Raw genomic sequence first — 9,989 nt, 5'->3', positions numbered from 1 at the left:
CCGCACGTCGCACAGCGGCAGCCACGGCGCCGGCCGAGAAACCCAGCGTGACGGCACCGTCCAGCGCCGCCTGTACCCGGGCGGCGAGCTGCACCGCAGGCTCCCCGACCGATGCCCCGATCAGTGCCGCGTTGATGCGCTCGAGCGCGTCATCGGGTTCGAGAAAGAAGTCACCGCTGATGGTCGCCCTGTCGATGACGCCGTCGTCCACCACGAGATCAGCGACAACCAGTTTCCCGCCCGGCACCTTATATTCACCATGCACGCCTGCTCCAACCAACTTCACGACGCCGCTGTTCCGCCCTTCGTTGTGATCCACAACGCGAAGTCAGCCGCCGCACGCCGGTCGGCCACAAAAGCTTACTGCGTACAGCGATCCCTGGAAGGTTCTACACACATCACCGGATCAGTTGACCTGCTATAGCCGGTACAACCGTCCAGCGTCATTCGGATAACCTTCCACCGTTGGGGCAACGCTCCACCGTTGGGCTCACGAGGTGAAACTCCACCCCCAACTCCCTGAACTGCGGTCCGCGCTTCGACGACAGCACAAGCCGCCTAGAACGCCGAGGCGAGCTCGCAGGTCAACTCCGCGGCCGGCATCTCGGCGGAGCCTGCCGCGTTCTGACCGGCCCACAGCGGTGAGAAGTCCCCGCTACCGTTCCGCTCGGCCGCCGCACGCAGCGGCGTGATGGCTTGCGTCGCCAGCGGGAAGTCCGGCGCGTCGGCACGGATCGCGCCGAGCTCGCGGATGACGCGGTTCACGATCCCGCGTGCCGGTCTGCCGCTCAGGACGTTCGTGACCGCCGTGTGCCGAGCGTCCTCGCCCGCCAGCGCGTTTCGGTGCACGTCGCTGATCGTCGACTCGGGACAGCGCAGATATGCCGTGCCGACCTGGACGCCCGAGGCACCGAGCGCCATCGCCGCGGCGACGCCCCTCGCGTCCGCGATCCCTCCGGCGGCGATCACGGGGACATCGACCGCACGGCTGATCAGCGGCACGAGCGCCATGGTCCCGATCTGAGTGGTGAGGTCGCTCGACAGGAACATCCCTCGATGACCGCCTGCTTCGAGCCCCTGCGCGATCACCGCGTCGACACCGCGCTCTTCGAGCCAACGAGCCTCGTCGACCGTCGTCGCAGAGGCCAGGACACGCGCGCCCGTCGCCTTGACCCGTGCCAGCAGATCGGCCTGGGGCAGGCCGAAGTGGAAGCTCACGACCTCTGGCTGCATCTCACCGACGACATCGGCGGCGGCGTGGTCGAACGGCACGCGGACGGATCCGGGGGTGACCTGCTCCGGATCGAGGCCCAGCTCGTCGTAGTAGGACGACAGGACCGCCCGCCATCGCGCCTCACGATCAAGATCCGGCACGGGCATCGTGTGGCAGAAGAAGTTCACGTTGACCGGCCCGCTCGCCTGTCGCTTGACCGCCTCCAGCTCTGCACGGACCCCTGGTGGTGTGAGCATCGCGCATGGCAGCGACCCCAAGCCGCCCGCGTTCGAGACCGCGGCGGCAAGCGAGGCGCCCTGCGCACCGGCCATCGGCGCCTGGATGATCGGCAGCTTCGTCCCGAGAAGCTCGGCGAGCGTGCCAGCGACCTCCATATTTCACACTTTAACCGAGCTTGTCGACGTCAGACTCCACTCCCAGCGTGGCGCTAGTCGTTGATCGTGACGCCGAACGTCGACATCGTGTTCTTGATGTCCTGATGGTTGCCGCTCATCTGCAGGTTGTGGGCTTAGGGAGACGGACTACTCGCTCTGCGCGCCGCCATCGCCGGTCGCCTCGACACGCTCGCCGAGCAGGCTCGTCCGCCGCCGCGCACAACGAGCTCGGGTTAGCAAAACCGGCGCAGGACAACGAGTTCGCCGGTCTCGTGCCAGGCCAATGGCGAACTCCTCGAGCGCCGCCAGCGCCGATGACTCATCGCGGCCCTGGCCGGGGACTGCCTGCCTGTGCCACTTTGTGAGACGCGAGGTGCGCGCCCACGAGACACGGTCGACTACCTCACGAAACGCGTTCTGCGTCCTGGCGAAGCAGCCCGTAGGTCACGCCGTCCACGAGGGCTTCCCATGATGCCTCGATGATGTTGGCGCCGATACCCACGGTCTCCCAGGAGGACTCCCCGTCGGTCATCTCCACCAGCACTCGAGTGACGGCGTCGGTTCCGTGCGAGGCATCGAGGATGCGGACACGGAAGTCGATCAGCTCGATCTTGGCGATCTCCGGATACAGCGTGCCGATGGCCGCGCGCAGCGCATGGTCCAGTGCGTTGACCGGTCCATTTCCTTCACCGGTGACGACGGCGCGCTCCCCACCCGCTCGGAGTTTGACGGTCGCCTCGCTGGACGCGTCGTTTCCCGGATGGGACTCGGTGATGACACGCCACGCTTCAACCTCGAAGAAGCTCGTCCGCTCGCCTTCCACTTCCTCGCGCAGCAGCAGCTCGAACGACGCGTCAGCCGCCTCGAACGTGTAGCCGGTGGCCTCCATCTCCTTCACCCGCTGGGTGATCCGGCCGACTAGCTCTCGACTGTCCGAGAGGTCGAAGCCCAGCTCGCGACCCTTGAGCTCGACGCTCGCCCGGCCGGCCATGTCGGAGACGAGCATTCGCATGTCGTTGCCGACCAGCGCGGGATCGGTGTGCTGGTAGAGATCGGGATCCACCTTGATGGCGCTGGCGTGCAGCCCAGCCTTGTGCGCAAACGCGCTGGACCCGACGTATGGCTGACGCGAGTACGGCACGATATTGGTCAGCTCGGAGACCGCATGGGCGATCCGCGTCGACTCCCGCACGGCGCCGTGCGGAAGCACCTGGCGTTGCCGCTTGAGCTCGAGGTTGGCGACGACGGTCAGCAGGTCGGCGTTGCCGGTACGCTCACCTGTGCCATTGATCGTGCCTTGCATGTGCGTGGCGCCGGCGTCGATCGCGGAGAGGGAGTTCGCGACGGCGCACCCTGTGTCATTGTGGGCGTGGATTCCGAGCCGGGCTCCCGTGGCGTCCGTGACCGCGCCGACGATCTCACGCACGTCGTCGGGAAGCATGCCGCCGTTGGTGTCGCACAGAACCACCACGTCGGCGCCCGCGTCGACCGCCGTGCGGACCATCTCCAGCGAATACTCCGGCGTGAGGCGGTACCCGTCGAAGAAGTGCTCGGCATCGACGAAGACCCGACGGCCCTCGCCCACCAGGAACGAGACCGTGTCCCGGATCATCTCCAGGTTCTCCGCGGGCGTCGTGCGCAGTGCGCGCTCCACGTGGCCGACATGGCTCTTCGCCACCAAGGTCACGACCGGGGTCTCAGCGTCGACGAGGGCGCGCACCAGCTCGTCGTCGGCGGCATTGCCATGAGCCTTCCGGGTAGCGCCGAATGCCGCGAGCGTGGCGTTCTCCAGCTTCAAATCGGTACGCGCACGCCGGAAGAACTCGGTGTCCTTGGGCACAGCACCGGGCCAGCCACCCTCGATGAAGCCCACGCCAAGCTCGTCGAGGTGCCGGGAAATGGCCAGCTTGTCCTGGACGGACAGGGACAGCCCTTCCTGCTGAGCGCCGTCGCGAAGGGTTGTGTCGTAGACGTGGAACCGCTCGACGTCGACGGTTTGGCCCTGCTCCTCTGTGCTGGTCACGTTCTTCCCCGATCCTCGTTGTGGTGTCCTCAGTATCCATCGCCACATCGACGCCCGAGCGTGGAACCACCATGTCCCTGGAACGCAAAAGACCCTTCGCGGATGCGAAGGGTCTGCGCGCCTGGCGGTCTTGCTCGGTGCCGGCGCGCCTAGATAATGATCATCCAGAAAGACATCGCCTTGAAGCATGCCACATACCGGCCGAGGATTCCAGCGAGGGTGTCTACATTGTGGACACCCTTCGCGTCACACGCAGTGTGTCCGCCGACGTGAGTCAGTCCAATGCTGCCGCCAGCCAACTGCCGGCCGGCGACACGGTCCGAGCAACGGACGAGGCGTCTGCCGTGGAGAATAACCGGATGAATGATGTACGCGTGCCAGCATCTGCGGCCGACCTCACCGCCGGCTGGCTCCGCGGGATCTTGGCAGGCCAGGTACCGGCGGAACTGCCTGGGCTCACAGTGGCACGGATCGGAGCCGAGTTCGGGCTGGCCAGTGAGCTCTACCGCGTGCATGGTGGCGAATGGTCGGTGGTCGTCAAGCTGTGGGATACGTCGAGTGTCGCCGGCACACGGGAGGTCCGCTTCTTTCAGACGTTCGCGCCAGACACCGGGCCGAAGGTCCCGGCCTGCCATTTCGCCGCTATCGACGACGCTCTCGAACGCGCGGTGCTAGTGCTCGAAGACCTGCACGATGTGGAACAGGGCGACTGCCTGACCCGGCTCACGACCAAGCCCGCCGTGCTGTTGGCACAGTCCCTGGCCGCGCTTCATGCGACATGGTGGAATCGCCCCGAGCTCGCGAACGCCGAGTGGCTCCTCACCATGCCGCCGACCTCCAGGGACGACGCATGGTACGCAGAGCGTCGGGACCTTGTCCTGACGCGCTTCGAGGCTCGCCTGAACGGCGTTGCCCGCGACATTGTCGACGACGGGCCCATGGTGGCGTCGTACGCTCGCCGGCAGCTAACAGATGTCGCGCCGACCCTGCTCCACCGGGACTTGCACCTGGACAACATCCTTTTCGACCTTACGAACGGAGAGCCCATTCTGCTCGACTGGGCACTCGCGTCGCGCGGAGCGGCTATCCATGACGTCGTCAAGCTGGTCTTCACGATCGCCGAGCTCGACGACTTCGACACGGTCGTGAACGCCTACGTCGCCGAGCTGCGTCGGCGCGGCGTCGGTGAGCTGTGGCGGGATGAGCTCATCCGCCAGCTCGGACCTGCCCTCTTGCTGTTCGTCGTCAACGACACATATGGCAAAGCCCGGTGGGAGCCAGGGTCACCGCGGGAAGAGAAGATCATCGACACGGAGATCACGCGCGTTGTGCAAGCCGTCGAATTCTGGCAACGGCGCCAACCGGAACTGTTCGACAACCTGCGCTGAACCGGCATGCGGCGCGCGATCTGCCCTAGCTGACCCGCCTTCACGGACCCGCACGCACTACATGCGCCTGCCGACGTGCTAGCCACCTGCGCAGCGTGTGCGCCGAATCACATGCACATGTCCCAGTCGCAGCCGCGATTTCCTAGAATGGCGGGCCATGACCCCAGCGAGCCCACTCGTCACGATCCGTCCCGTCGCCCCAGATGACCAGGACACAGTGCGGGCCATCCTTGGTGGCTCCTGGGGGGACACCCAGGTCGCCGGGCACGGCACCTTGTACGACGCCGCCGATCTGCCTGGCTATGTGGCCGAGATCGGTGAGGAAACGGCTGGCCTGCTCACGTATCACGTAGGCGATGACGGCTGGGAGGTCGTCACGCTCGATGCGATCGTCGTCGGGCACGGCGTCGGAACCGCGCTCCTGCGGACCGTGGAGGAAGCCGCCCACCAGGCCGGAGCACGCCGCCTTTGGTTGATCACCACGAACGACAACACCCATGCCCTGCGCTTCTACCAGCGCCGAGGCTTCGACCTCGTAGCTGTTCATCGGGGAGCCGTGACACGGTCGCGGGCCGAGCTCAAGCCCTCGATACCACTGGAGGTCGACGGTATCCCGCTACGTCATGAGCTGGAGCTTGAACGCCTGTTGAAGCCATGAGAGTCGTACTGGTCACGGCCACCAGTGCGATATCCCCGGCGGCTCCCTCGCACCCTGGCGCTAGCGCCTGAGCATTCTGCAGAATCGCAGGACGGAGTAGGGCACCGCCACAATGCCGTGGCGCATTGGCGGGTGATTCAGAAGTTGTCGGCATCGATTCCTTCAGTCGGCGCCTCACCGACACGCTACGTGCTCGATGCAGTCGACGGCTCCCGCCACATCGTCCAGAGCGTGGGTCCTTCTACCGAGAGTTGACGATGACCACTGATCTCAAAACCCAGTCGGCGATAGAACGGGTGGTTGTCGGCGTTGGTCGTCTCGAGATGGACCCCGAGTCCAACGCTGTCGGCATGGCGCACGCCCGGTTCCAGCACGCTTCGCCCAAGCCCCTGACGCTGCCGTTCCGGTTCGACGGCCAAGAAATGCAGATATACGTACGGCTCGGTGGGGGCCAACTCTCTGACGCCCGCCAGCGCTTGCCCGATCGCCGATGCCCGCTCGTCGCCGACCAGTGCAGACAGGAGACCCGAGATTGTGGGCAACGGACCGGGGATGGCGGGCGCGGCCGGAGAGTTAGACGAGGCAGGCGGACCGGGCGAGGCAGGCGGACTGGACGAGGCGGGCGATATGGGCCGGGATGCATCCGAGATCCGCCAGATGGCGACAGCGTCGATGGTCTCCTCCCCGAGCACGTCGACGCGGTCGCTCTCCCAATAGCTCTCGACGAACAAGCCCAACCATGCGGCAACCGCATTCAGCCTGCTTTCCTCGTCCGGGAAGATCCATGCCATCAACGGATCAGACTGGTACGCCCGGGCGAGCAACGTTCTTACCTGCCGGGCCGACGCACCAGGAGTGCCCTGCACACTGGAGGTGTCTCTCATAGAGCACGAGGCTATCGCCGCGGCCGCGCGTTCAGTCCAATGCTCTCGCTACCCAGCTCTATGGCAATCCAGCCGCCGCACCACCGCACGACTTTGAGGAACGGATCGCCTAGACGATGCGGTGCATCCAGCCATGTCGATCCTGGGCACGGCCGTACTGGATATCGAGTAGGGCGGCGCGGATCTCCTGCGTCACCGGACCCGGCTCGTCGTCCATGAGGAGCTCGCCGTCACTCCAGGCCAACCGACCGAGAGGCGTGACGACGGCGGCCGTGCCGCAAGCGAACACCTCAGTAATCTCACCCGAGGCGACACCCTCGCGCCACTCGTCGATCGACACCGGCCGTTCCTCGACCTTGTGATGAAGATCGGCTGCGAGCGCCAGAACCGAGTCTCGGGTGATGCCCTCGAGGATGGTCCCTGTCAACGACGGCGTGGTGATGGACCCGTCGGCCCGGACAAAGTAGAGGTTCATGCCGCCGAGCTCTTCAACCCACTTGCGCTCCAATGCGTCGAGGAAGCACACCTGGTCACAACCATTGGCTAGAGCCTCTTGTTGAGCGATCAAGCTGGCCGCATAGTTGCCGGCGCACTTGGCCGCACCCGTGCCACCGGGAGCCGCTCGGGTGTACTCGGACGAGAGCCAGATGCTGACCGGCTTCACACCGGACGAAAAATATGCGCCGGCGGGCGAGGCGATGACGCTGTATGTCACGTGCTTCGACGGACGCACTCCCAGGAACACTTCGGAGGCGAACATGAAAGGCCGCAGGTAGAGGCTCGTCTCTCCCCCGGATGGCACCCACTCGGCGTCTGTGCGCACCAGCAGGTCGAGCGATTCGACGAACGATTCGACAGGCAGGTCCGGCAGAGCCATGCGGTGGGCACTGCGCTGGAACCGCGCACCGTTGGCCTCCGGGCGGAACGCCCAGATCGAGCCGTCGTCGTGGCGGTATGCCTTGAGCCCTTCGAAGATCGACTGAGCGTAGTGCAACGCAGCGGTCGCTGGGTCGAGTGACAGAGGAGCGTAAGGGCGGGCCCCGGCGTTGTGCCATCCGGCGTCCGGTGTCCATGTTGCCGTGACCATGTGATCGGTGAACGAGGTCCCAAAACCTGGGTTCGCCAGGATCTCCGCCCGCCGCTCAGCCGGTACCGGGCTCGACGAGTAGGTCGTCGAGAACTCCAGTGCCGGCGCTATCGCTGTCATGACGTGACCCTTTCGAAGAAACGATGGTGGTTCGACGCACGGCGACGCCGAACGCTGCCGATGGTCCAAAGATAGTAGGACGTCCAAGAAGGCGCCAGCACACCACCCCGGGACTTAACGAAACAGGAACCATCTCAGCGTCATCGCACGGCTGTCATCCCACGAGCGTTCGTGCCCGAGCGCCGTCTACTGAGAGCTGTCAACCGAGAGCCGTCAGAATTGGGTCAGCGGTACCGCGCCCGACAGCGACGCGGCGCCCATGGCACTCCGTTACGGAGCTGCATCGGCAGCGGGAAGGTCCACGGCCATCGGAGCCTGCCAGACACATTCTGCGATCATCACCTCGCGCAAGAGGTCCGGCCGGTCCGTGATGATTCCGTCGACGCCGGCCAGGATCAGACGGCGCATCACATCAGGATCGTCGACCGTCCACACGACGAGCCGGAGGCCGAGATGATGCGCCCCTGCGACGAGACGATCGATGAAGACGGGCACCCGGCCCAGGCGCATCGGGACGTGTGCGAACGTTCCCGTCACCAGCCGCCGAGGTGGTGCGATTCGAAGACGCGCACAAGTCAGCCAGGACACAAGCGCCCGCCAGCCCAACGCGCACGACAGTTCCGGGCCGACCGCGTCGCGGAGCTGGGCGAGCCACCCGTCCCATGCACCGGCGACACACACCCGCCCGGCGGCACTCGTTCTCCGAAGTACAGCGGCAAGGGATTCGATCGCCGCTTCGTCCTTCACATCGATGACGAAGCGCGCGTCCGGAAAGGCTTGGAGCACATCATCGAGACGCGCGACGGGCTCGCTTCCACCCCGCACCGTCAGCCGGCGGACATCGTCCCAGGTATGACGCCCCACCAGCCCGTGTCCGTCGGTGACCCGATCCAGCTTCGCGTCGTGGAATGCCAGGCACACACCATCGGAGGTCACCCGGACGTCGGTCTCGAGATAGCGGTAGCCGAGCGCGTAGGACCGCCCGAACGCCGCCAACGTATTCTCTGGCGCCAGGCCTGCGCCGCCCCGGTGGGCAACGGCCAAGAACCCTTCGTCACTGCCGTAGCGTGGCGTGCTCACGACTCACATCGTCGCATCTGTCAGCCGATCACACGCTGCCGCGCACGTGATCTTCATCTGGGTTCATCCAGGGTTCACCAGCACCTATGCGAGCCGCCCGCCCGCACTACCCGCCTACGACGACGTCCGCGCCGCCAGAGCGTCGCCGATCTCGGTAGTCCGGCGCTTGGACTCACCGCGGCCGGCGAGGTCCGCGACGACGGCCTCGTTGACCCTGCGTGCCGCATCCACGTGCCCCAAGTGTTCCAGCAGCAGTCCCACCGACGACACCGTGGCCGTGGGGTCGGCGATGCCCTGGCCGACGATGTCCGGAGCGGAACCGTGAACCGGCTCGAACATTGACGGGGCCGTGTGGTCGGGGTTGACGTTCCCGCTGGCAGCGAGGCCGATCCCGCCGGAGATGGCGGCGGCGAGGTCGGTGATGATGTCCCCGAACAGGTTGTCTGTCACGATGATGTCGAAGCGCGACGGGTCGGTCACCATGAAGATCGTCGCCGCGTCTATGTGCAAGTAGTCGACCGAGACGTCGGGGTATTCCTGACCGACCTGCTCGACGGTGCGGCGCCAAAGGTGGCCGGCGTGAACGAGGACGTTGTGCTTGTGGATGTAGGTCAGCTTGCGGCGTGGCCGTGCTTGTGCGCGGCGGAACGCGTCGCGTACCACCCGCTCCACACCGAACGCCGTGTTGACGCTGACCTCGTTGGCGATCTCGTGTGGTGTGCCGACTCGAAGCGCGCCGCCATTGCCGACGTACGGGCCTTCGGTCCCTTCTCGCACCACGACGAAGTCGACCTCGCCTGGATCGGCGAGCGGCGTCTGCACGCCCGGCACGATCCGCGACGGCCGCAGGTTGACGTAATGGTCGAATGCGAACCGCAGCTTGAGCAGGAGGCCACGCTCGAGGACGCCGCTGGGCACACTCGGGTCACCGATGGCACCGAGCAGAATGGCGTCGTGTCCGCGGAGCTCCTCCTGGACCGAGTCCGGCAGGGTCTCTCCGGTGGCGTGCCAGCGACGAGCACCCAGGTCGTACTCAGTCGTGGACACCTTGGCGTCGGCGAGGGCGGCATCCAGTACTTTGAGGCCCTCGGCGACAACCTCCGGCCCTATGCCGTCTCCCGGAATGACAGCGAGGTTAATG

Annotated in this window: 9 protein-coding genes; 2 read left to right on the top strand and 7 right to left on the bottom strand. The window is 65.9% G+C overall.

What is annotated here, in order from left to right; genetic code table 11:
* The 3 genes from ELR45_RS40950 to cimA form a co-directional block, all read right to left on the bottom strand.
* Positions 1-265 (bottom strand): lipoate-protein ligase small subunit (locus tag ELR45_RS40950; RefSeq protein ID WP_240759771.1); only part of this gene is annotated, 265 nt, incomplete at its 3' end.
* A 293-nt stretch (positions 266-558) separates the two neighbouring features.
* The gene (locus ELR45_RS16310) at positions 559-1,608 is read right to left on the bottom strand and encodes an NAD(P)H-dependent flavin oxidoreductase (RefSeq protein WP_129667334.1); all 1,050 of its coding nucleotides are present in this window, start codon (positions 1,606-1,608) and stop codon (positions 559-561) included.
* A gap of 403 nt (positions 1,609-2,011) precedes the next feature.
* Entirely contained in the window at positions 2,012-3,679 is a 1,668-nt protein-coding gene (gene cimA / locus ELR45_RS16305) for a citramalate synthase (RefSeq protein ID WP_129667333.1), read from the bottom strand.
* Positions 3,680-3,990: 311 nt separating this feature from the next.
* Between cimA and ELR45_RS16300 the strand changes: the two genes are divergently transcribed.
* Positions 3,991-5,019, top strand: a complete 1,029-nt coding sequence (locus ELR45_RS16300; protein WP_165367826.1) for a phosphotransferase family protein — start codon at positions 3,991-3,993, stop codon at positions 5,017-5,019.
* Positions 5,020-5,176: 157 nt separating this feature from the next.
* Complete coding sequence (locus ELR45_RS16295) at positions 5,177-5,677, top strand: GNAT family N-acetyltransferase (protein WP_129667331.1); 501 nt, start codon at positions 5,177-5,179, stop codon at positions 5,675-5,677.
* A 185-nt stretch (positions 5,678-5,862) separates the two neighbouring features.
* Here the strand turns inward: ELR45_RS16295 and ELR45_RS16290 are convergent, their stop codons facing one another.
* The 4 genes from ELR45_RS16290 to ELR45_RS16275 form a co-directional block, all read right to left on the bottom strand.
* Positions 5,863-6,561, bottom strand: coding sequence for a GNAT family N-acetyltransferase (locus ELR45_RS16290; RefSeq protein ID WP_129667330.1), 699 nt, complete (start codon positions 6,559-6,561; stop codon positions 5,863-5,865).
* Between the two features lie 109 nt (positions 6,562-6,670).
* Positions 6,671-7,768: a branched-chain amino acid aminotransferase gene (locus ELR45_RS16285; RefSeq protein ID WP_129667329.1), complete on the bottom strand. Its 1,098-nt coding sequence runs from the start codon at positions 7,766-7,768 to the stop codon at positions 6,671-6,673.
* Between the two features lie 270 nt (positions 7,769-8,038).
* Positions 8,039-8,848, bottom strand: a complete 810-nt coding sequence (locus ELR45_RS16280; protein WP_129667328.1) for a glycerophosphodiester phosphodiesterase family protein — start codon at positions 8,846-8,848, stop codon at positions 8,039-8,041.
* Positions 8,849-8,962: 114 nt separating this feature from the next.
* The gene (locus ELR45_RS16275) at positions 8,963-9,988 is read right to left on the bottom strand and encodes a 3-isopropylmalate dehydrogenase (RefSeq protein WP_205856702.1); all 1,026 of its coding nucleotides are present in this window, start codon (positions 9,986-9,988) and stop codon (positions 8,963-8,965) included.
* Position 9,989: the final 1 nt, after the last annotated feature.

It is taken from the genome of Phytoactinopolyspora endophytica (assembly GCF_004138495.1).
GTDB lineage: Bacteria > Actinomycetota > Actinomycetes > Jiangellales > Jiangellaceae > Phytoactinopolyspora > Phytoactinopolyspora endophytica.
Note: the sequence above shows the minus strand (reverse complement) of the source record. Positions and strands in the feature narration are given on the sequence as shown.